Origin of the sequence: Staphylococcus lugdunensis (assembly GCF_001558775.1) — a bacterium.
GTDB classification, from domain to species: Bacteria; Bacillota; Bacilli; order Staphylococcales; family Staphylococcaceae; genus Staphylococcus; species Staphylococcus lugdunensis.
Genome location: NZ_CP014022.1, coordinates 1419084 through 1443254, shown reverse-complemented (window position 1 = coordinate 1443254; position 24171 = coordinate 1419084). Strand labels below are relative to the sequence as shown.

Genomic DNA, 24171 nt, shown 5'->3' with positions numbered 1-24171 from the left:
AATTAGCTTATCTTTAGACATTTTACACAGTCGTATGTCTTACCTCAATATCCATGATTGTCACTTCATTTACGTTTAAATGTTGATACCTTTAAAAAATGATATAAATTAGGTGCCCAAGTATTAAAATTAAGCAAAAAGCCATCATGTCCAACATTATCTGGAACAAAGAAATGACGGTGATATTTAAAGCGTACGCCTAATTGCTGTACCAGGTCATCTGGATATAGTAAATCATCGATAAATCCCATTGTCAGTACTTTAGTATCTAAAGATTGATATACTTCATCAACATCTGTTCTACCACGGTCAACGTTATGACTGTCTAAGACATCTAACATAGTTAAATAGCAATCCAAATCATAATGTTCTTTAAATTTATCACCTTGGTAACGTTGATAATTGACTACCTCATCAGGAGTAAAGCGTTCATCATAACTTTTAGATGAACGATATGTTAAAAATCCTAATTGTCTTGCAATACTCAAACCTTCTTTACCACCGATATGAATGGCTTGACGAGCAATCTCATTAAATGCACGACTGTATGATGATGTCTTATCGGTGGCTGCTAAAATTACTGCTTTATCAACAACAAATCGCCGATTATATAGTAATTCCATCACTTGCATCCCGCCAAGACTTCCACCAATTAATATGTTAATCTTGTTAAAACCTAATGCTTGAATTCCTAATTCTATTGCTTTGGTAACATCTCTTAAAGTCAATTTCTTAGGAAAATGTTGGTCTGTAAGATGTGAGCTAGAGCCAAATGGGCTTCCTATCACATTAAACGTTAGGAATTGATAATCATGAATTGGCATATAACCACCATCGATAATTTCACGCCACCAACCTGGCTGTTCATTGGTTCCATACGTTAAATGATTTCCAGTTAAGGCATGGCAAACCACAACCAAAGGCTGCCCTTGATAACCTACATGCTCATATCGCAGTTTTAAATTTTCTATTTTTTCGCCAGACTCTGTAGTAAATGCTCCAAGTTCCAAAGTATCGACAGTATAATTTATCATGACTATTCCTCCTTTAAATAATATAAAAAACCGCTCCTACTCTAAATGAAGTAAGAAGCGGTCATTGACTTATCATTCGAGTATCTCGTTGGTTTTAGCACCGTGCATTACTGTCGGTTGCTGAAGCGTCACTGGGCCAAATCCCTCAGCTTCTCATAATAAGATATATTTATGTCTATTATTAAGTTAAATTTAAATTTATTTTATCTAAAAAATATGATAACTGCAATGCCTTACTGCGATTTAGTATAGGTTAAAAGAATAAACGAAGCCCCGCCATTAACACAATGCCTGTCACAACTGTTATGGTCAAACTGCGTGAAATAAAAGCAACAACAATAGTCGGAATCGTAATAATCACGAATGATAAATTAATAGTAAAGCCTAAGCCGTGCGATGGTTGTTTTATCATAGCGTCTACAACTAATGCAGTAAACAGTGTAATAGGAATATAAGACAGCCATTTAACAACCTTCTCAGATAATTGTATGCGTGTAATCATAATAAAAGGCACAATTCGAATTATCAAAGTAACTAAACCACTAAAAAAGATAATAGCAAACATATACCAAGATGTTGTCATCGTTCCATCACCACCCCTAATGTCGAAGCAATGATAGCAGACAATAATATTGCCACATAAGTTGGCATAAACCAGCTAAAGATAAACATCATGACAATAACAGAGATGATTAAAACAATGTATATTTTAAGTTTAGAATTGGTAATAGCATCAAACTGCGCAATAGCTAAGAAGACAAACATTGCTGTAATAGCGTAATCTAGTCCAAAAACTTCAGGATTACTTATGAATTTGCCAAACACGGCACCGCCAATCGACGCAATCGTCCAAAAGACATATGCCGTAATATTTAAGCCATGAAGCCAGCGATCATTAATTTTTTCACCTTTTAAATAAGGTGAAATAGCCACGCCAAATGTTTCATCTGTCAATATTGAAGATAGCCCTACCCTATTCCATAACCCATATTGCTTATAATTGGGTGCAAGTGTCATTGATAATAAGAAAAAACGTGAATTGACAATAAGCGTCGTCACGATAATTGCTGTAATCGGTGTACCTGCAATGACTAACGCACAAATAATAAACTGAGCTGCTCCCGCATAAACAATCAGACATAAAAGGATAATTTCTAATAAACTAAAATGTTGTGATGCAGCTACAATGCCAAAAGAAATACCTACACCTGCATAACCTAATAATGTAGGTATACATTCTTTAACACCTTGTTTAAAGGAAAGATGTGTATCCATTTTATGCCTCCTCTTTTTATTTAATAACCAAGATAAGTCTAATATAACACTAGAACTGTATCAATCCTTTTATAATTCCGTTTGTCTGACGTTAGACAAACGAATGTCTAAAAATCTTTATATAAGTACCTTTAATTTTAATAAATTTTTCTGATAATTATTTAGACTACTCGCATTCAAATAACTTATCATTAAAAAAACAGGGAAACCATTGAGTTCGTATCTTTCTCAATCTTTCCCTGTATGATGATTTAATCTATGACATATAACGATGCGTCAACAAATAACGCTATTTATTTAACTGGTTTAATTTCTGTTTTACCGCCCATGAATGGCACTAAAGCTTCTGGAATAGTAATTGAACCGTCAGCATTTTGATAGTTTTCAACAATTGCCGCAAACGTACGTCCTACAGCAAGTCCACTACCGTTTAAAGTATGTGCTAATTCTGGCTTAGCAGCATGATCACGTTTGAATCGAATATTTGCACGACGCGCTTGGAAATCTGTACAGTTTGAGCATGAACTAATTTCTTTATAATCATTATAACTTGGTAACCATACTTCTAAGTCATATGTTTTAGCAGCACTGAATCCAATGTCTCCAGTACATAGAATAACACGACGATATGGTAATTTAAGCTCTTCTAAAATCGCTTCCGCATTCGTTGTCATTTCTTCTAGTGCATTCCAAGAATCTTCTGGTTTTTCAAAGCGAACCATTTCAACTTTATCGAATTGATGCAAACGGATTAAACCTCTTGTATCTCTACCAGCAGATCCAGCTTCACTACGGAAACAAGCAGATTGGCCAGTGAATTTTTCAGGTAAGACACCTGGTTGAATAATTTCATCACGATAATAGTTTGTTAATGGTACTTCTGCTGTAGGTATTGTGTATAGACCCTCTTTTTCTACTTTAAATAAATCTTCTTCAAATTTAGGTAATTGTCCAGTACCAAACATTGTATCAGCATTTACTAACTGAGGAACCATCATTTCAGTATAACCATGTTGTGTTGTATGTTTCGTAATCATATAGTTCATCAAAGCACGTTCCAATTGTGCACCGTCTTTTGTTAAATAAACAAAACGCGCACCTGATACTTTTGCAGCACGTTCAAAGTTAGCCATGTTTAATTCTTCAACTAAATCCCAATGTGCTTTTGGCTCAAAGTCGAAGTCACGTGGCGTTCCCCATTTTTTAAGTTCTACGTTTTCTTCATCAGAAGCCCCTTGTGGCACATCATCATGGATTAAATTAGGAATGCGGATTAATGTATCTTTGATCTTGTTATCAATTTCGTTAAGTTTAGTGTCAATTTCTTTAATTTTATCGCCTAGCTCACGCATTTCTTTAATAACATCATCCGCATTTTCTTGATTGCGTTTCTTTTCAGCAATTTGCTCACTTACTTTATTGCGATTCGCTTTCATTTCTTCAGTTTGACCAATTAATTTACGGCGTTGTTCATCTAATTGAAGCACGTCATCAACTACTTTAGGATCATCCCCGCGTAGTTTAATTTTATCCTTAACTTTTTCAGGCTCAGTTCTAAATAATCTAATATCTAACATGTAATATTCATCCTTCCCAAAATTTATATATAGTGCAGCAAAACACAAAAAAGACCACATCCCTAGACAAGGGACGTGGTCTTTACGCGTTGCCACCCTATTTAACAATTCATGCTAAAGCATCAATTGCACTTCACTATTATAACGGTATTACCGATTGCTCACATGAGTAGGTAGATTCATATAAATAGTGATTACTTGTTCACACTTTTACCACAAGCTCTCTGAAATCAACATGTTTATACTACTTATCCTACGAACAATAACTTATTAAGTTAATTTCAATATAGCAAAGTATCTTTCACATTTCAAGTTAAATTCTAAGCCATAACTTGTATAGATAATAATATTTACAAAATTGCCACTTTTTCTTCTACTTGAATTCATTATAAAATCTATTGACGAAATGCGATTACAGGTATAGTATTTTCTATTGTATTTATAGGACTTAGAATATATAGAAAAAATAGACATTTAATCATTATCATACAGTTAAAGTATAGGTTAAAGGAGGATATATAATGGAAACGTTAAATTCAGTTAATATCCCTAAAAGAAAAGATGAAACACATAAAGGTGATTACGGCAAAATATTACTCATTGGTGGAACAGTAAATTTAGGTGGCGCAATTATGCTAGCAGCACGCGCTTGTGTTTTTAGTGGTAGTGGATTGATTACGGTCGCAACGCATCCTACAAACCATTCAGCGTTGCATTCACGTTGCCCAGAAGCCATGGTTATCGATATTAATGACACTAAAATGTTGACTAAAATGATTGAAAATACCGATTGTATCCTGATTGGTCCAGGGCTAGGTTGTGATTTTAAAGGCAACAATGCGATTACATTCCTTTTACAAAATATTCAGCCTCATCAAACCTTGATTGTTGATGGCGATGCAATTACAATTTTTAGCAAGCTTAAACCAGAAATTCCGACATGTCACGTTATATTTACGCCACATCAAAAGGAATGGGAACGTTTAAGTGGTATTCCAATTGAAGAACAAACTTACGAACGTAATCGCGAAGCAGTTGATAAACTTGGTGCAACAGTTGTCTTAAAAAAACATGGTACAGAAATCTATTTCAAAGAAGAAGATTACAAGCTTACTATTGGTAGCCCAGCAATGGCTACAGGTGGCATGGGTGATACACTTGCAGGTATGATTACAAGTTTTGTAGGACAATTTGATAACTATAAAGACGCTGTCACAAGTGCCACATATACACATAGCTACATTGGTGAAAAACTCTCTGAAAAAATGTACGTTGTACCACCTTCAACTTTAATCAGTAAGATTCCATATGTCATGAAAGAATTAGAAGTTAAAGCATAAGATTTTAAATTAAAACCACCCGTTCACACGGGTGGTTTGTTTTGCGGCTATAAACCTTTCATACTGGCCAGCCCTAAAAGGGCACTGATAAAGTCAGCCAACTGCACTACTATTCTAGCAACTCTAAAGCGTGACTATGTTTTCTTTTTATACCAATTTATTCTTCATGATCATCTTCAGTTGCATCACTATGATTTATGTCTTCGTTCACACGATCCATAAAATCTTGTCTAACATCAATACGATCATCATTTGATGTATTGTCATTATCTTCATGTTCTGCTTCAGGAGCCTCTGTATGAATTGCATCACCTGGTGCACTATTTTCAATGACTTCTTCACTATCGTTAGTTAATTTATTATCATCATCTGTCATTGCTTCACTCTGTTCATCATCTTCTGAATCATTTTGTACTTTAGCAACAGTTGATACAAATTGTTCATTACCTAAACGCATTAATCTTACACCTTGTGCAGCACGACCATTTTGTGAAATATCTTGAACGTCTAATCTAATAATAACGCCACCATTTGTGACAATCATTAAATCTTCTTCTCCAGTAACTGTAGTGATACAAACAACGTTACCATTTCGTTCCGTAATCGTAGCAGTCTTAATACCTTTACCACCACGATTAGACAAGCGATATTCTCTTACTGGCGTACGTTTACCATAACCATTTTCAGTAACGACTAAGACCTCATCTTCACTTTCTGAATGAGCAACATCTAAACCTACTACGGTATCTCCTTCTCTTAAAGTGATGCCTTTAACACCGGCAGCAGTACGACCAAGTGGACGTAGCGATGTTTCTGCAAAACGAATAAGTGATGCATGTGCTGTACCAATTAAGATATCTTGTTGACCATCTGTTAAGCGTACCGCAATAAGTTCATCATCTTCTTTAAAGCCAATCGCAATTTTACCGTTTTTATTGATATGTGAAAAGTTACTTAATGCTGAACGCTTCACAATACCATTTTTAGTAGCAAAAATTAAATAGTTACCTTCGCTTTCTAAGTCATTGACGGCAATCATGGTACTAATTGATTCATCATTCGCAAGTTCTATTGCATTAACGACTGGAATACCTTTAGATTGGCGAGATAATTCTGGTACTTCATAGCCTTTAAGTTTGTAGACACGACCCTTATTCGTAAAGAAGAGCACATGGTCATGTGTACTTAACGTAACCAATTGGCTAACAAAGTCTTCTTCTAATGTATTCATACCTTGCACACCTCTGCCGCCTCTATTTTGAGCACGGTAAGTTGATACTGGTAATCGTTTAATGTAGTTATTATGACTTAACGTAATCACGATTTGTTCTTCAGGAATGAGGTCTTCATCCTCAATATTATCAATGCCACCTAACTGAATTTCCGTTCGACGTTCATCACCAAAACGCTCTTTAATTTCAGTCAGTTCATCACGCACTAATTGTAATAAGACCTCTTCATCAGCTAAAATTCGTTCAAGTTCATCGATGTATGCCAATAATTCATTATATTCCGCTTCGATTTTATCTCGTTCTAATCCAGTTAAACGGCGCAAACGCATATCTAAAATTGCTTGAGCTTGTCGCTCAGTTAACTTAAAGCGTTCTTGTAAGCTAGTCATTGCCACTTTGTCCGTCTCTGACTCGCGGATAGTGCTAATAATTTCATCAATATGATCTAACGCAATACGTAAACCTTCAAGGATGTGGGCACGATCTTTTGCTTTTCTTAAGTTATATTCTGTACGACGACGTACAACAACCTTTTGATGTTCTAAATATTGTACTAATGCTTCTTTTAAGTTAATTAACTTTGGTCGCCCATCAACAAGGGCAATCATATTCGCACCAAATGATGTTTGTAATGGCGTTAACTTGTATAAATTATTTAGAATTACGTTGGCATTAGCATCTTTACGAATATCAATTACAACTCTTACACCGGTGCGTAAGCTTGTTTCATCACGTAAATCAGTAATACCGTCTACTTTTTTATCACGTACCAATTCAGCAATTTTTTCAATCATACGAGCTTTGTTAACTTGATAAGGAATTTCTGTGACGACTATACGCTGACGACCGCCACCACGTTCTTCAATTTCTGCGCGTGCACGCATTTGAATGGAACCTCGACCTGTTTCATATGCACGACGAATACCACTTTTTCCTAAAATTATACCAGAGGTTGGGAAGTCCGGACCTTTAATATCTTCCATTAATTCAGCAATGGTTATGTCTGGGTTCTTACTGAGATTTAACACACCATCAATGACTTCAGTTAAATTATGTGGAGGAATGTTAGTAGCCATACCTACTGCAATACCTGATGCACCGTTAACTAATAAGTTAGGGAAGCGTGCTGGTAAGACTGCCGGCTCTCTTTCAGTACCATCATAATTATCTAAAAAGTCAATCGTGTCTTTATTGATGTCTCGAAGAAGTTCTAGCGTAATTTTAGTCATTTTTGCTTCGGTGTAACGCATTGCTGCAGCGCCATCACCATCCATAGAACCAAAGTTACCTTGACCATCTACGAGCGGATAACGATAGCTAAACGTTTGCGCCATTCTAACCATTGCATCATAAATTGACGAGTCACCATGAGGGTGATATTTCCCCATTACATCACCCACGATACGTGCTGATTTCTTATATGGTTTATCTGGTGTCATACCTTGTTCATTTAAACCGTATAGTATACGTCTGTGTACAGGTTTCAAACCATCTCGAACATCAGGTAAAGCACGTGAAACGATAACACTCATGGCGTAGTCTAAGAATGATTCTCGCATTTCACTGGTTATATTTCGTTCATTAATTCTTGATTGTGGTAAGTCAGCCATCAAGAAATCCTCCTTCAAAAGTTCATTTCATAGTGCTTAGAAATCTAAAGTTGCATATACCGCATTATCTTCAATAAATTGACGACGGTTTTCCACAACGTCACCCATCAACATTTCGAATGTTTTATCCGCTTCAATGGCATCATCTAATCTTACTTGTAACATCATACGATTATCTGGATTCATCGTTGTTTCCCAAAGTTGATCTGCGTTCATTTCTCCTAAACCTTTATATCGAGAAATTTGCCATTTAGGTGTTGGGCTTAACTCTGATTTTAATTTATCTAATTCTTTATCATTAAAGACATAATATTTTTGTTTACCTTGCGTTAACTTAAATAATGGTGGTTGCGCGATATAAACATAACCTGCTTCGATAAGTGGACGCATAAAGCGATAGAAGAATGTTAATAATAACGTTCTAATATGCGCACCATCAACATCAGCATCCGTCATAATAACAATTTTATGATAACGTGCTTTTGAAATATCAAATTCTCCACCAATACCAGTACCAAATGCAGTAATCATTTGGCGAATTTCGTTATTGTTTAGTATGCGATCTAAACGTGACTTTTCAACATTTAAGATTTTACCTCTTAACGGCAAAATTGCTTGTGTTCTAGAGTCACGACCTTCTTTCGTAGACCCCCCGGCAGAGTCACCCTCTACAATAAAGATTTCACTTTCATCAGGATTTTTACTTGAACAGTCTGCTAATTTACCTGGTAAGCTTGAAATTTCTAAATGAGATTTACGGCGTGTTACTTCTCGCGCCTTTTTAGCTGCAACGCGTGCACGTGAAGCCATAATTCCTTTTTCAACAATGATGCGTGCCACATTTGGATTTTCATATAAGAAGCGCTCGAAATACTCAGAAAATAGTTTATCTACCACTTGACGTACTTCTGAGTTTCCTAATTTTGTTTTTGTTTGTCCTTCAAACTGTGGATCACCATGTTTGATTGACACTACGGCCGTTAAACCTTCTCGTGTATCTTCACCTGACAATCTATCTTTGTCTTCTTTAATAATCTTACTTTTTGTACCATAGCTATTTAATACACGTGTTAGTGCACGTTTAAAACCATCTTCATGCGTTCCGCCTTCATACGTGTGTATATTATTCGCATAAGATAATAAATTCGTCGCATAACCACTGTTATATTGAATGGCTATTTCGATTTCAATATCATCTTTCATTTGATGAATATAAATCGGTTCTTCATGAATCGGCTCTTTATTTTCATTCATTAACTCAACATATGATTTAATACCGCCTTCGTAATGATATGTATCTTCTCGTTGTTCTTCATCATCACGTTCATCTTTTAATGTGATAGAAATACCTTTATTTAAGAAGGCTAGCTCACGAATACGCTTTTGCAATGTATCGTAATCATATACTGTTGTTTCGGTAAAAATTTCGCTATCCGCTTTAAAGCGAATCACCGTACCTGTTTTATCTGTTTCCCCAACTTCTTTTAAATCAAATTGAGGGACACCTTTTTTATAAGCTTGATGGTAAATCGTTTCATTTCGATGTACATAGACTTCTAAGTCTTCGGATAACGCATTTACAACGGAAGATCCTACACCATGAAGTCCACCCGAAACTTTATAGCCTCCGCCGCCAAATTTACCGCCGGCATGTAAGACTGTTAAGATAACTTCAACTGCTGGGCGCCCCATTTTTTCTTGAATATCAACTGGAATGCCACGGCCATTATCCGTTACTTTAATCCAATTATCCTTTTCAATAATTACTTCTATTTGATCTGCATATCCTGCTAAAGCTTCATCAATACTATTATCTACAATTTCCCAAACTAAATGATGTAGACCTCTTTCTGAAGTCGAGCCAATATACATACCTGGTCTTTTTCGAACCGCTTCAAGACCTTCTAATACTTGTATCTGTCCAGCACCATAGTTATCTGTGTTGTTTACATCTGACAATGTAGTCACCATCACTTTCTGTTACTTAATAATTTCACCTTGGTTAATGCGATATAACCTTGCATTATTCATAATGTCATGGTCGATACCGTCTACCGATGTTGTCGTTACAAATGTTTGTACTTTATGTTGAATCGTACTTAATAAATGTGTTTGTCTCGAATCATCTAATTCACTTAAAACGTCATCCAGTAATAAGATTGGATATTCCCCAACTTCAATATTCATTAATTCAATTTCTGCTAGTTTAATTGATAACGCCGTCGTACGTTGTTGACCTTGTGAACCATAAGTCTGTGCATCCATGCTATTTACATTAAATCCCAAATCGTCTCTATGCGGACCGAAAAGACAAACACCACGATCAATTTCTCTATCAAGATTGTCATTTAAAAACGTAATTACTTCTGACAATAAAATAGATTCATCTTGGCTTGTATCACTTAATTTAATACTTGGTAAATAATTAAGTAATAACGCTTCTTTATCGTTTGTTATTCCCGCATGAATGGGCTGTGCTAGAGCTTCTAAATCATGAATAAAATGCTCGCGTCTTAAAGTGACATTTAATGCATATTGCGCAAACTGTTGATTTAGGACTTCTAACATAGTGACGTCCGTCTTATGTCCGTATTGTAACTGCTTTAAGTAATTATTCTTTTGTTTAAGAATACGCTGATACTGAGCCAAATCATTCAGATATACTGCTGATATTTGTCCTAATTCCATATCGATAAATCGACGTCTTATTTGTGGAGACCCCTTAACAATATTTAAATCTTCAGGTGCAAAAAGAACCACGTTTAAATGACCGACATATTGAGTTAGTCGACTTTGTTCTAAGTGGTTCACTTTAACTTGTTTGCCCTTTTTAGTTATAAACATTGTTAGTGGCATTGTTCCGTGGCGATAATTTAGCTCACCTTCTATTTTAGCATACTCAGCTTTAAAACGTATAAGCTCTTTGTCATTTGAAGTACGGTGGCTTTTAGCCAATGCCAAAGTATAAATTGATTCAAGTAAATTCGTCTTCCCTTGAGCGTTCTCACCAATAAGGATATTCACTTCTGGATGACAATTTAACGTAACTGCTTCATAGTTACGATAGTTTTCTAATTGGAGTGTTTTTAATTTCATTGTTCACCTTGATGAATGATAATGAAGTCGTCTATTTCAGAAATTTCTGGAATAGCAATGCGATCATGATGTGTTAATTTTTTACCACGACGTGTTTCTCGACTTCCATTAATCAAGACTTCAACATCTTGGAGAAACCATTTTGCTTGTCCACCAGATTCAATAATACCCTCAGTCTTCAAAAATTGACCTAAAGTAATGTCTCCTGCAACAGCAATTTCTTGAACCAAATTAATCACTCCGTTTCTTTTTCATATCATTAGTATATTATACCTGTTTTATCAGGAAATTTCATTTAAAAGAAAGTGTGTAAGCGCTTAACAAATAATTTATTTTGTTATTTACAATAAAAAATGATGCAATACAGTAAAAATGAGAATAAGTAGAGGTTTAAAGTAGCTTATATCGTTTTTTGCATTTTAAAGGGGCATACAACGCATTTAACATATTTACTAAAACTTCATCATAAATTAAAAATTAGCCTCTAATTTAAGCTCTTAGAGGCTTTATATGAAGCATTGATAAACAAAAGAAAGCAAGATTGCTCTCTTTTGTTTGATTTGAACTAAATCATATACGCTATGTGTTTTAATATGTGCGGATTGGCAAGATAAGCTGTGTTACTGAGTCATCGGCTTTAGGTTTTAAAATGAATGGTTTCATTGTTCCAAAGAATTCTATTTCTACTTCATCATTATCGATGGCTTTTAACGCATCCATCATGTATTTAGAATTAAATGAAATTTTTAAATTTCCGCCCTCAACATTGGTTGCATTTACTTCTTCTTTAACTGTACCAATTTCAGGAGATGTTGAAGATAATTCAACGACGTCATTTCCTGTACTTAATTTAATGACATTATTTCCACCTTCACGTGCTAATAATGACGCACGATCAATCGCATGATAAAACTCACCATTATCAATGCCTAATTTGATTTCATAATTTTCAGGGAACAAGCGTGTTGTATCTGGATAATGTCCTTCTAACAAACGAGATGTGAAGTTGATATGGCCAACTTTAAATAAAACTTGGTTTTGTGCAAAAAAGATATCAATATCTTCTTCACTATCACTCATAATTTTATTTAATTCAGATAAAGCCTTTCCTGGAATGATGACATTTTTATTTTCTGAGTTATCTTCTAACTGCAATTTTCTAACAGCCAAACGATGTGAATCGGTTGCTGTGCATATTAATTCATTATCTTGTATAAGCCAGTTAACCCCAGTTAATACTGGTCGTGTTTCTGAGGTGGACACTGCGAAATTCGTTTGTGCTATCACATTTTTTAGTACTTTAACCGATAGTTGAATCGCATCGTCTCTTGAAACTTGTGGTAATAGTGGATATTGATCTGGATCTAAGCCACTAAGATTGAATTCAGAATGTCCAGATGTAATAAGTGTTTGAAATTGTTCGTTTGTAGATAGTTTAACTTCATTTCCTGGTAACTTTTTAATGATATCAACGAAGAAACGACCAGGAAGTACAACTGAACCAGTTTCAGAAATGGTAACAATATCTTCACCATCTACTTGTTTGGGTATTGTAATTTCAATAGATATCTCTGAATCTGAACCGGTCAAAATCACTTCATTATCTTTAGCATCAATTTTAATACCAGTTAAAATCGGTAATGTTGTTCTAGGTGAGATTGCTTTTAACGTATCATTGAGTTGTGTAATAAAGTAATCTCGTTTTATTGTGAATTCCATCATTAAATTAAACTCCTTCCAGTCGTTTATATATAATTATATAGGTTTTAAATTCATAGTAATAGTAGTAGGGCTTGTGGATTAGTGGATAAGTCTCTCAATCATTGATGATAGCTAAGTTATGCACATGTGGATAAACTGTGTACTGTGTGTATGACTTTTACACATTATCCACAAAATCACATTATCGTATTTTAAATATATAGTCTCATTTAAGAAATATTACAGTTATATATTCCCATAAATTGACGGGCTAATCTATAGCTAAACAATGAAAATAATTTCCCACTTATTGATTCCTAATTTCTTTTTCAAGATTTTCTACTTCTTGTTTGAAAGTTGAATCGGTTTTAATATCATTTGCAATCTTCTCATGCGCATGAATAACTGTCGTATGGTCACGTCCTCCGAATTCTTCACCTATTTTAGGCAATGAGAAATCAGTAAGTTCGCGAGACAGATACATTGCAATTTGTCTTGGATATGCAATGGATTTGGTACGTTTCTTTGCACTAAAATCTTCAATCCGTACACTATAGTACTGGCCAACAACTTTTTGAATATCTTGTATTGTTATTTTCTTAGATTTTGGAACTTGAATGATATCTTTGAGTGCTTCAGCAGTGAGTTCAGTAGTAATAGGTCGTCCTTGCAACTGAGAATAAGCCAATAATCTGGTTAGTGCACCTTCTAATTCTCTAATATTTGATTGAATTTGATTAGCTATATAGTTTAAGGCTTCCATTGGTATTTCTAAGTTTTCTTCTTCCATTTTCTTCTGTAAGATTGCCATACGTGTTTCATAATCTGGTGGTGTAATATCAACGATTAATCCCCATTCAAAGCGCGAGCGTAAGCGGTCTTCCAGTTTAGCGATTTCCTTTGGAGGACGGTCACTAGAAATAACGATTTGCTTATTATTTTGATGTAATTCATTGAATGTATGGAAGAACTCTTCTTGTGTTTGCTCTTTGTTTTGAATAAATTGAATATCATCGATTAACAGCACATCAATATTTCGATATTTTTCACGAAAGGCTTCATTTTCGCCGTCACGAATAGATTTGATAAATTCATTTGTAAATTTTTCACTAGAAGTATAAAGCACTTTGGCATTAGGATTATTACTTAAAACATGATGTCCAATTGCATGCATTAAATGTGTTTTACCTAGTCCAACACCACCATAGATAAATAAAGGATTGTATGCTTCGGCAGGCGCTTCAGCAACTGCTAAACTTGCGGCATGCGGAAATCTATTACCTGGCCCAATGACAAATGTATCGAAGGTATTATGTGTATTAAATTGATCAGTACCTACGTGCGCGTCATGTTCATCCTCTGCTTTAGCTTTTGATGATGCAGGCGCTTTTTTAGATGCTGAATCCCCTTCACTAACAATTTCAGCAAGTTGTTCGGCTGTAAGAAACTTAGGTGTAATATCTAATCCCATTATCTCTGAAAAGATGGATTCGAATATGGCTGAGTACTTTTGGTTGAGCCAACTAGCATAAAATTCATAACCAACAAGCACAATTGCTGTATTATTTTCAATTTTGTATAGTTCCGAATCTTTTAAAAAGGTGTTCATGCTTGTTTCTGAAATATGTAACTTTGCTGCTTCTAAAACTTTTTCCCAGATTTCTTGTTCTGACATAAAAACTCCATCTTTCTTTAATTTTGACTTATACACAAAATTCAGTATGGTGGATAAAGATAATCACAATATGTTAATAATTATCCACAAGTTAATCACAAATAGTGGATAACTCACTTAGTTTATCTCTTTATTCACAACCAAATTGTATATAATTTGAATAAATAACCCCTTATAAAATCAATATTCGAGCAACTTATCCACACAATTATAATTGTTAAGCTTAGAACATGTCAAATAACTGTGAATATGTGGTTAAATCGAGCGTAACTATGTGCATAACTGCAAAATTATCCACAGCTTATTTGGTTGTTTTTGTGTATAAGTGGATAACTTATGCACGTCTCATATTTTGACGATAACAGTTACGGGAAATAATTATACTGATTGCTTTTAAATTGAAATATATGTAGTGTTTATTTTCATTAAAACTGTGATGAAAATATTTTTGGTGTTCAGCTAAAACTATCTTGCTTTATAAAAAGTATTTTGTTATATTGTAGTAGTTGCTTGAATTATGACTAGATAAAACGAAAACAAATGAAGATTTCTGATAAACAGAAATGATATTTATCTATTAAAATAATCAGTTTCATTGGCTCAGGTGAATGAAAAGAGTTAGTTATTAGTTAAAGATGGAGGTGTTTTGCATGGTAAAACGTACTTATCAACCAAATAAACGTAAACACAGTAAAGTGCACGGTTTCAGAAAACGTATGAGCACTAAAAACGGCCGCAAAGTATTGGCGCGTCGTCGTCGTAAAGGTCGCAAAGTTTTATCAGCATAAGATCACTGATTCATCAGTGGTCTTTTTTTTCGTTTAGAATGTATTATATTAAAATAAGATAATGAATTAAGCGAGTGATGTGGACGTGGAAAAAGCATATCGAATTAAAAAAAATGCTGATTTTCAATTGATTTATCGCCATGGAAAGTCAGTAGCAAACAGACAATTTGTCGTATACACATATCAGAATCAGATAGCTCATTTTCGCTTAGGTATCAGTGTTTCTAAGAAGATTGGGAATGCAGTGATACGCAATAAGATTAAACGTGCGATCAGAGAGAATTTTAAAGTACACAAACAAGATATTATTGCCAAAGACATCATTGTTATTGCTAGGCATCCAGCTAAAAATATGACGACTTTAGAAATTCAAAGTAGTTTGGAACATGTCTTAAAAATAGCTAAAGTATTTAATAAAAAAATTTAGCAAGACGAAATAATTAGACATCCGTAAGTCTAACATCAGACAAACCGAACACTTACCTAAAGATATAAAGCGGGATACTCGCAATTTAAAATGAAACAATTTACAATGTTAAAATGAAATTTTACTTGAATAAGGAGGCGAGTAGCGTTATGGATTTCGATACAATTACTAGTATTTCGACACCGATGGGAGAAGGTGCTATTGGAATAGTCAGACTATCAGGACCACAAGCAATTGAAATCGGTGATAAGCTTTATAAAGGGAAATACAAATTAGCTGAAGTCGATTCTCATACGATAAACTACGGTCATATTGTTGATCCTGAAACGAATGAAGTAGTAGAAGAAGTAATGATATCTGTATTACGTGCGCCTAAAACGTTTACTAGAGAAGATATCATTGAAATTAATTGTCACGGCGGCATATTGACCATTAATCGCGTGTTAGAATTGACTATGACTCATGGTGCAAGGATGGCTGAACCAGGAGAATATTCTAAACGTGCCTTTTTAAATGGACGGATAGACTTATCACAAGCAGAAGCAGTTATGGATTTTATTCGCTCTAAAACAGACCGCGCATCAAAAGTTGCGATGAATCAAATTGAAGGGCGTTTAAGTGATTTAATAAAACGACAGCGACAATCTATTTTAGAAATATTGGCACAGGTAGAAGTGAATATCGATTATCCTGAATACGATGATGTCGAAGATGCTACGACCGAATTTTTATTGGAACAATCTAAAAATATTAAAGCCGAGATTGACAAGTTATTAGAGACAGGTGCTCAAGGTAAGATCATGCGAGAAGGTTTATCAACAGTCATCGTTGGTAAGCCAAACGTAGGCAAGTCTTCAATGCTTAACAACCTTATTCAAGATAATAAAGCAATCGTGACCGAAGTTGCAGGAACAACACGTGATGTGTTAGAAGAATACGTTAACGTAAGAGGCGTACCATTAAGATTAGTTGATACAGCAGGTATTAGAGACACAGAAGATATAGTAGAAAAAATAGGTGTTGAACGTTCTCGTAAAGCTTTAAGTCAAGCCGATTTAATTTTGTTTGTTCTTAATTATAATGAGCCTTTAACAAAAGAAGATCGTACTTTATTTGAAGTAATTGAAAATGAAGATGTTATCGTAATTGTTAATAAAACAGATTTAGCACAGCAATTAAACATTGAAGAAGTTCAGGAAATGATTGGTAATAAACCATTGATACAAACATCTATGCTTAAACAAGAAGGTATAGATGAACTTGAAATTCAAATACGAGATTTATTTTTTGGTGGAGATGTTCAAAATCAAGATATGACATATGTTTCTAATTCACGTCATATCGCATTGCTCAAACAGGCAAGACATGCAATTCAAGATGCTATTAACGCTGCTGAATCTGGCGTTCCAATGGATATGGTACAAATAGATTTAACACGAACATGGGAAATTTTAGGTGAAATCATTGGTGAATCAGCTAGTGATGAACTTATTAATCAGTTATTTAGTCAATTCTGTTTAGGAAAATAAATAAGTGGATTGGTAGTCTATAAATATGTAAATGGAAAAGGGAGGTTGAATCATGACACAAAATTATGACGTGATTGTTATTGGTGCTGGTCACGCAGGTATTGAAGCAGGTTTAGCTTCTGCGCGTCGTGGCGCTAAAACATTAATGTTAACCATCAATTTAGATAATATAGCGTTTATGCCATGTAATCCATCAGTTGGTGGGCCAGCAAAGGGTATCGTGGTAAGAGAAATCGATGCGTTAGGTGGCCAAATGGCGAAAACAATTGATAAAACACACATTCAAATGCGCATGTTAAACACAGGTAAAGGACCTGCAGTAAGAGCACTACGCGCTCAAGCTGACAAAGTGCTATACCAACAAGAAATGAAACGCGTTATTGAAGACGAAGCACATTTAGATATTATGCAAGGTATGGTTGATGATTTAATTATTGAAGATAATGTAGTTAAAGGTGTGCGTACAAATATTGGTACAGAATATCATGCTAAAGCAGTAGTCATTACTACAGGAACATTTTTACGTGGTGAAATTATTTTAGGAAATATGAAATATTCAAGTGGGCCGAACCATCAATTACCATCTATTACGTTAGCAGATAATTTAAGAGAACTCGGCTTTGAAGTAGTTCGTTTTAAAACTGGAACGCCACCACGTGTTAATGCGAAAACCATTGATTATTCTAAAACAGAAATTCAACCAGGTGATGATGTAGGTCGAGCATTTAGCTTTGAAACAACGGAATATATTTTAGATCAATTGCCATGTTGGCTAACTTATACTAATGGCGAAACACATAAAGTCATCGATGATAATTTACATTTATCAGCGATGTATTCAGGTATGATTAAAGGTACAGGACCACGCTATTGTCCTTCAATTGAAGATAAGTTTGTGCGCTTTAATGATAAACCACGCCATCAGTTATTCTTAGAGCCAGAAGGTCGCAATACGAATGAAGTATATGTTCAAGGGTTATCTACAAGCCTTCCTGAACACGTACAACGTCAAATGTTAGAAACCATTCCTGGTCTTGAAAAAGCTGATATGATGCGTGCAGGTTATGCAATTGAATATGATGCGATTGTGCCAACTCAATTATGGCCTACATTAGAAACGAAAAAGATTAAAAACCTATATACTGCAGGACAAATTAACGGTACGTCTGGATATGAAGAAGCGGCTGGCCAAGGTATTATGGCTGGTATTAATGCTGCAGGAAAAGTGCTAGGCACAGGTGAAAAAATTCTAAGTCGTTCAGATGCATATATTGGTGTGTTAATTGATGATTTGGTAACTAAAGGTACCAATGAACCATATCGTTTATTAACTTCTCGTGCCGAATATCGCTTATTACTTCGTCATGATAATGCTGATTTACGCTTGACTGACATAGGCTATGAATTAGGTATGATTTCTGAAGCACGCTATGCACGTTTTAATGAAAAACGTCAACAAATTCAAGATGAAATTGACCGTTTAACTCATATTCGCATTAAACCAAATGCACATACGCAATCTGTGATTGAAGCACATGGAGGTTCTCAGCTTAAAGATGGTATTCTAGCTATTGATTTATTACGTCGTCCTGAAATGACGTATGATACTATTTTAGAAATTTTAGGAGAAGCACATCAATTGCCTGAAGCAGTTGCTGAACAAGTTGAAATACAAACAAAATATGAAGGTTATATCAATAAATCATTACAACAAGTAGAAAAAGTGAAACGTATGGAACAAAAGAAAATTCCAGAAGACTTGGATTATAGTAAAGTCGATAGTTTGGCAACGGAAGCACGTGAAAAATTAGCCAAGGTTAAACCATTGAATATCGCACAAGCATCACGTATTTCAGGTGTTAATCCTGCAGATATTTCAATTTTACTTGTGTATTTAGAACAAGGTAAGTTGCAAAGGGTGAAAAGCGAATGAACGCTGTAAAATGGTTAACTGAGAAATTAAAAGAACATGATATTGTATTGACTGAAAAACAACAAGCACAATTTCAAACGTATTATCAATTACTTGTTGAGTGGAATGAAAAGATGAATTTAACAAGTATTACCGATGAACATGATGTTTATTTAAAACATTTCTATGATTCTATTACACCAAGTTTTTATCATGATTTTAATCAACCATTAACTGTTTGTGATGTTGGTGCAGGAGCTGGTTTTCCTAGCATTCCATTAAAAATCGTTTATCCAACTTTGAAAGTTACAATTGTTGATTCACTGAATAAGCGCATTCAATTTCTTAATCATTTAGCTAGTGAGCTAGAATTACAAGATGTTAGCTTTATTCATGATCGTGCAGAAACCTTTGGTAAAGGTGTCTACAGGGAGTCTTATGATATTGTAACAGCAAGGGCTGTGGCTCGTTTAACGGTACTTAGTGAATTATGCTTACCTCTTGTGAAAAAAGGCGGTCAGTTTATTGCATTGAAGTCGTCAAAAGGTGGCGAAGAACTCGAAGAAGCGCAATTTGCTATTAACGTTTTAGGCGGTAAACTAGCAATGACATTCAATTTTGACTTACCTGAAAATGCTGGTGAAAGACAAATGATTGTTATCGATAAACAACGACAAACAGCTAAAAAGTATCCGAGAAAACCTGGTACACCTAATAAATCTCCTTTACTTGAAAAATAAAACAGATTAAAATAACCTCAAATGAGAAGGAGCGAATGGATAATGAAAAAGCCTTTTTCAAAATTATTTGGTTTAAAAAATAAAGAAGACATTGTTGGCTATATTGAAGAAGATCGCAATTCTAATGTTGAATCCATTCAAATTGAACGTATTGTGCCAAATCGTTATCAACCACGACAGGTTTTTGACCCTAGTAAATTAAAAGAACTTGCTGAATCGATTGATGAACATGGTTTGTTACAACCCATTGTTGTAAGACCGATTGAAGAGCACATGTATGAAATTATTGCTGGAGAACGACGTTTTAGGGCATTGCAATCGTTACAAAAATCACATGCTGATGTCATTATTCGTGACATGAGTGATGAGGAAACGGCCGTAGTTGCTTTAATTGAAAATATTCAGAGAGAGAACTTATCTGTAGTAGAAGAAGCGGAAGCCTATAAAAAATTACTTGAAATAGGTAATACAACACAAAGTGAATTAGCTAAGAGTTTGGGGAAAAGCCAAAGCTTTATTGCCAATAAGTTACGTCTGTTGAAATTAGCACCTAAAGTTATCGTGCGCCTTAGAGAAGGTAAAATTACTGAACGACACGCACGAGCAGTCTTACCTCTGTCTAATGAAGTACAAGAACAGCTCATTGAACAAGTCATTCAACAAAAGCTTAATGTTAAACAAACAGAAGCACGAGTCAAGCAACAAGTAGGACCAGAAAAGGTTACAGCACAAACATTTCAGTTTTCGCATGATTTAACGCAAGCTAGGGATGAAGTGGGTAAGAGCATCCAAGCAATCGAACAGTCAGGTATTCGAGTAGAACATCGTGATAAAGATCACGATGATTACTATGAAATTAAAATTAAAATATATAAACACTAGATAATACAGATTGGGATATCGTTCCAAGAAACATAAGCCAGTAAATGAATTTTTGTAAAATCATTTACTGGCTTATTTGTTTATAATATTTTGTATTAGCATGTCTTTTTATATCAAATTATGTTTAAAAATAAAGCATATTTGCATCATTTAATAAACGTCACTTAACTAAATGAATACGGTGTCTTATGTATCAAAGGCAACATCCGTTACGAATAGAACTTTCAGCTTTAATACCTTTAAATAAGATTTCTTAACATATTAATGAGAGTGTGGAAATCATACTCGAAGAAAAGATTTTGGTGTTTCAATGATGTTTCGTTACAGTTAAATCCCTAACTGTTTTTATTTTCATTTGCCCTGTTTACAATTTAGAAATTACGATTTATATTAATAGTAAACGGTACGTTTCGTTTTACAATAAAATGTCAAAGAAGGGAAAAGATTGTTTAGTATTTCTAGTGCTATTCTACACTTTGTTATCGGTGGTTTTGCAGTGGCATTTGCATCGATTATGTCAGAAAAAATTGGAGGTAAGTTAGGAGGAATTATCGCTACACTGCCGGCAGTCTATTTAGCAGCAATCATTGCATTGGCAATTGATCATCGTGGTGAAGAACTTGTTAAAATGTCTATGCATTTGAGTACAGGTGCAATTATTGGTATTGCTTCTTGTATATTAACAGTGGCATTAACATCTATCTATATAAGTAAGAAAGGTTATGTTAAAGGTAGCATTTTTGCACTTGTTTGTTGGTTTATTATTTCAGTTGCCATATTTTTAGTAAAACACATTTAAATTTGGAGGCTTTCGTAACATGAAACTTGCTGTAATTAAATTTTTAGTTGGTGGCACGGCAGTCTTATTAAGCTATATTGTATCTGTCGTTTTGCCATGGAAAGAATTTGGAGGTATCTTTGCGACCTTACCGGCAGTCTTTTTAGTGTCATTATTTATTACGGGTATGCAATTTGGTGATGAAGTAGCCATGCATGTGAGTCGTGGTGCTATTTTTGGTATGACGGGTGTCTTATGTAGTATTATCGCAACATGGGCCATGCTCAACTATACACATCAGTGGCTATTAAGTGTTATTATTGGTTTCATAGTTTGGTTTGTAAGTGCATTTTTAATATTTGAGTTAGTTGAATTTATAGCACGTAAAAGAAGGGAACGACATGGCTGGAAGACCAAAGGATCCAACGATAGATAAAAAGATTTTTAGTGAAATTGAACGTTTGTTAGAAATGTCACACTACGGTGAGATTACGATAGAGCAAATTGCAGAAAATACTGGTGTATCGAAGGCAACGATTTATAGACGATGGAAAGATAAAGCATCCATTATTATCGATATGTTTGTTACGCATACACGTGATATTACGTTTAATCATATAAATTTATATGATGCATTGTTTGCTTTTGCCACACAAATCATGGCTATTTATAAGACGAATTTAGGAAGAGCTGTGATTGAGATATTAGTCAGTTCTAAGCAATCTGAGGCTAGAGGATTATTTATGAAAGGTTACTTTGAAAGTAATCGGCGAAATTTTAAAGAGATGATTGCACCTTATCTTAATGAAGAAGACCAAGATTTAATGATTGATTTAGTATTTTCACCCATTTATTTTAATATCTTAATTAAGCCTCAAGAGTTAGATGAGCATTATATTCAACGGTTATTAAAGCGTTTGCTTAAGGCCTATGATATTGAGCAATAACGATTTTAACAGTTTGGGACATCATTATGTTTTAGACTATGAACGATATATTGGCAGTAGTTGACTGATTTGAAAATACGTTTATACTAAGCTTTTTTCAATCCTGGTCAACCTTGCTGGAGCGGGACTACGAATTCATAATGAATTCAGTCCCGCTCACATTTTTATTTAACAAACTAATAATTATTGAAATCGTTTACATAATATATTCATAATGCTAGCATTAACTTAGCAATCTTGTGGAAAATCAAACATCGAGATATCGACATCAATGTAACAACAAAACAATGAGGTGGATAAAGATGGATCATGAAATTCCTAGAAAGATGAAAGTGGCAGTGTTAAATGAACCGTACGATATTGAAATTAAAGAAGTGAATGTGCCAGAACTTGGGCCGCATGATGTATTGGTACAAATGTTAGCAGTTGGTGTATGTGGCTCTGATGTGCATTATTATGCTCATGGTAGTGTCGGTGAATTTGTAGTTGAAGCACCACTTATTTTAGGACATGAATGCGCTGGAAAAGTAGCAGCTGTTGGCAGTGATGTAACGCATTTTAAACCTGGAGATCGCGTGGCAGTTGAACCGGGTGTGCCATGTGGAACATGTGAATATTGTAAAACCGGAAAATATAATTTGTGCCCAGACGTTGTATTTCTCGCAACACCTCCTGTTGACGGGGCATTTACGGAATATTTGAAGCATCCAGAAGATTACTTATTCCATATTCCAGACACATTGAGCTATGAACAAGCAACCCTGAATGAACCATTGTCAGTTGGTATACAAGCTTGTCGTCGAGCAAATATTCAACCAGGATCATCTGTAGTGATAATGGGAATGGGACCTGTGGGATTAATGACGGTTGTCGCGGCCAAAGCCTTTGGAGCTACTCAAATTATCGTATCTGATATGGAACAAAATCGTTTAGATGAAGCACTAAAATTAGGGGCAACAACAACTATTAATGTCAAAGACGAAGATGTTAATCAACGAATAAATGAATTAACACAGCAACATGGTGTTGACTACGCAATTGAGACAGCAGGAAATCAAATTGCCTTACGCAGTGCTTTAGCAGCATTAAAAAATGGTGGTACTCTAGCAGCGGTAGGTTTAGCTCAAGAGGCGGATAATCCTCTTAATATTCCTTTTATTACCAATCATGAAATAAACCTTGTTGGTATTTTTAGATATGCAAATACGTATGATACAGGCATTCAAATTTTAAGTCATACTGATGCAGATTTAAATTCTATGTTTACACATCAATATCCTTTGTCAGAAACAAAAGCAGCAATGGAGCGTGCAAGAACAGATAAATCTGGTTCGTTAAAAGTGATTGTATATCCAAATGGTATCGAAGCAGCCAAATTATAAATTTAGAGATAAATATTCAGTTTGGGACATCATTATATTTTAGACTATGAACGATATATTGGCAGTAGTTGACGGGATTGAAAATATGATTATACCAATATTTTTTCACTTCTAGTCAACTGTGCTAGGTTGGGACAGAATTCATCATGAATACTATCCCACTCACGGATATATCATTATTGATAAGGTTATACATTGTTATGCAATATAGCAGTATAGCCTTATTGTTTTTTAGTTTTAAGATAT

Annotated in this window: 21 protein-coding genes, 1 riboswitch and 1 other annotated feature; of the genes, 11 read left to right on the top strand and 10 right to left on the bottom strand. The window is 34.7% G+C overall.

Translation table 11 applies throughout. The annotated features are described in order from the left end of the window. Positions 1-65: 65 nt before the first annotated feature. From metX to serS, 4 genes are all read right to left on the bottom strand, one after another. A complete protein-coding gene (gene metX / locus AL499_RS06825; RefSeq protein WP_002492027.1) occupies positions 66-1034 on the bottom strand; it encodes a homoserine O-acetyltransferase MetX in 969 nt (322 codons plus the stop codon). A 66-nt stretch (positions 1035-1100) separates the two neighbouring features. Continuing rightward, positions 1101-1199: riboswitch (SAM riboswitch) on the bottom strand. A gap of 88 nt (positions 1200-1287) precedes the next feature. Beyond that, a complete protein-coding gene (locus AL499_RS06820) occupies positions 1288-1617 on the bottom strand; it encodes an AzlD domain-containing protein (protein ID WP_002479197.1) in 330 nt (109 codons plus the stop codon). Further along, entirely contained in the window at positions 1614-2309 is a 696-nt protein-coding gene (locus AL499_RS06815; protein ID WP_002461029.1) for an AzlC family ABC transporter permease, read from the bottom strand. Before AL499_RS06815 ends, AL499_RS06820 begins: the two co-directional genes overlap by 4 nt. 293 nt (positions 2310-2602) lie before the next feature. After that, the gene (gene serS / locus AL499_RS06810) at positions 2603-3886 is read right to left on the bottom strand and encodes a serine--tRNA ligase (protein WP_002479198.1); all 1284 of its coding nucleotides are present in this window, start codon (positions 3884-3886) and stop codon (positions 2603-2605) included. A 66-nt stretch (positions 3887-3952) separates the two neighbouring features. After that, positions 3953-4156: a binding site (T-box leader), on the bottom strand. 251 nt (positions 4157-4407) lie between these two features. Here serS and AL499_RS06805 point away from each other — a divergent pair. Beyond that, a complete protein-coding gene (locus AL499_RS06805) occupies positions 4408-5226 on the top strand; it encodes an NAD(P)H-hydrate dehydratase (RefSeq protein WP_002461032.1) in 819 nt (272 codons plus the stop codon). A 157-nt stretch (positions 5227-5383) separates the two neighbouring features. Here AL499_RS06805 and gyrA read toward each other — a convergent pair whose 3' ends face one another. From gyrA to dnaA, 6 genes are all read right to left on the bottom strand, one after another. Continuing rightward, on the bottom strand, positions 5384-8068 hold the full coding sequence (gyrA, locus tag AL499_RS06800) for a DNA gyrase subunit A (RefSeq protein WP_002492068.1): 2685 nt from the start codon (positions 8066-8068) through the stop codon (positions 5384-5386). A gap of 36 nt (positions 8069-8104) precedes the next feature. Next, positions 8105-10039 (bottom strand): DNA topoisomerase (ATP-hydrolyzing) subunit B, encoded by a 1935-nt coding sequence (gene gyrB, locus AL499_RS06795; protein ID WP_002461035.1) that lies wholly within the window; start codon positions 10037-10039, stop codon positions 8105-8107. A 9-nt stretch (positions 10040-10048) separates the two neighbouring features. After that, on the bottom strand, positions 10049-11164 hold the full coding sequence (gene recF / locus AL499_RS06790) for a DNA replication/repair protein RecF (RefSeq protein WP_002492041.1): 1116 nt from the start codon (positions 11162-11164) through the stop codon (positions 10049-10051). Further along, entirely contained in the window at positions 11161-11403 is a 243-nt protein-coding gene (gene yaaA / locus AL499_RS06785; RefSeq protein WP_002461038.1) for a S4 domain-containing protein YaaA, read from the bottom strand. The genes recF and yaaA overlap by 4 nt, the downstream gene beginning before the upstream one ends. Before the next feature lie 349 nt (positions 11404-11752). Further along, complete coding sequence (gene dnaN / locus AL499_RS06780) at positions 11753-12886, bottom strand: DNA polymerase III subunit beta (RefSeq protein WP_002461039.1); 1134 nt, start codon at positions 12884-12886, stop codon at positions 11753-11755. Between the two features lie 286 nt (positions 12887-13172). Further along, positions 13173-14540, bottom strand: coding sequence for a chromosomal replication initiator protein DnaA (gene dnaA / locus AL499_RS06775; protein WP_002492036.1), 1368 nt, complete (start codon positions 14538-14540; stop codon positions 13173-13175). A 650-nt stretch (positions 14541-15190) separates the two neighbouring features. Here dnaA and rpmH point away from each other — a divergent pair. The 10 genes from rpmH to AL499_RS06725 all read left to right on the top strand — a co-directional run bounded on the left by rpmH (position 15191) and on the right by AL499_RS06725 (position 23925). Beyond that, positions 15191-15328, top strand: a complete 138-nt coding sequence (gene rpmH / locus AL499_RS06770; protein ID WP_000240855.1) for a 50S ribosomal protein L34 — start codon at positions 15191-15193, stop codon at positions 15326-15328. Between the two features lie 79 nt (positions 15329-15407). Further along, complete coding sequence (gene rnpA / locus AL499_RS06765) at positions 15408-15755, top strand: ribonuclease P protein component (RefSeq protein WP_002461042.1); 348 nt, start codon at positions 15408-15410, stop codon at positions 15753-15755. Between the two features lie 149 nt (positions 15756-15904). Then, a complete protein-coding gene (gene mnmE / locus AL499_RS06760; RefSeq protein WP_002492059.1) occupies positions 15905-17284 on the top strand; it encodes a tRNA uridine-5-carboxymethylaminomethyl(34) synthesis GTPase MnmE in 1380 nt (459 codons plus the stop codon). Positions 17285-17336: 52 nt separating this feature from the next. Next, a complete protein-coding gene (gene mnmG / locus AL499_RS06755; RefSeq protein ID WP_002479206.1) occupies positions 17337-19217 on the top strand; it encodes a tRNA uridine-5-carboxymethylaminomethyl(34) synthesis enzyme MnmG in 1881 nt (626 codons plus the stop codon). Beyond that, the gene (gene rsmG / locus AL499_RS06750; protein ID WP_002492043.1) at positions 19214-19936 is read left to right on the top strand and encodes a 16S rRNA (guanine(527)-N(7))-methyltransferase RsmG; all 723 of its coding nucleotides are present in this window, start codon (positions 19214-19216) and stop codon (positions 19934-19936) included. Before mnmG ends, rsmG begins: the two co-directional genes overlap by 4 nt. A gap of 42 nt (positions 19937-19978) precedes the next feature. Further along, positions 19979-20818 (top strand): ParB/RepB/Spo0J family partition protein, encoded by an 840-nt coding sequence (locus tag AL499_RS06745; protein WP_002492074.1) that lies wholly within the window; start codon positions 19979-19981, stop codon positions 20816-20818. 445 nt (positions 20819-21263) lie between these two features. Then, a complete protein-coding gene (locus AL499_RS06740; protein WP_002461048.1) occupies positions 21264-21617 on the top strand; it encodes a DUF3147 family protein in 354 nt (117 codons plus the stop codon). Between the two features lie 19 nt (positions 21618-21636). After that, positions 21637-22032: a DUF3147 family protein gene (locus AL499_RS06735; protein ID WP_002461049.1), complete on the top strand. Its 396-nt coding sequence runs from the start codon at positions 21637-21639 to the stop codon at positions 22030-22032. Continuing rightward, positions 21998-22543 carry a TetR/AcrR family transcriptional regulator gene (locus tag AL499_RS06730; RefSeq protein WP_002479208.1) on the top strand — a complete coding sequence of 182 codons (546 nt, stop codon included), beginning with the start codon at positions 21998-22000 and terminating at the stop codon, positions 22541-22543. The genes AL499_RS06735 and AL499_RS06730 overlap by 35 nt, the downstream gene beginning before the upstream one ends. A gap of 302 nt (positions 22544-22845) precedes the next feature. Then, positions 22846-23925 carry an NAD(P)-dependent alcohol dehydrogenase gene (locus AL499_RS06725; protein ID WP_002479209.1) on the top strand — a complete coding sequence of 360 codons (1080 nt, stop codon included), beginning with the start codon at positions 22846-22848 and terminating at the stop codon, positions 23923-23925. The last annotated feature ends 246 nt before the right edge of the window (positions 23926-24171 follow it).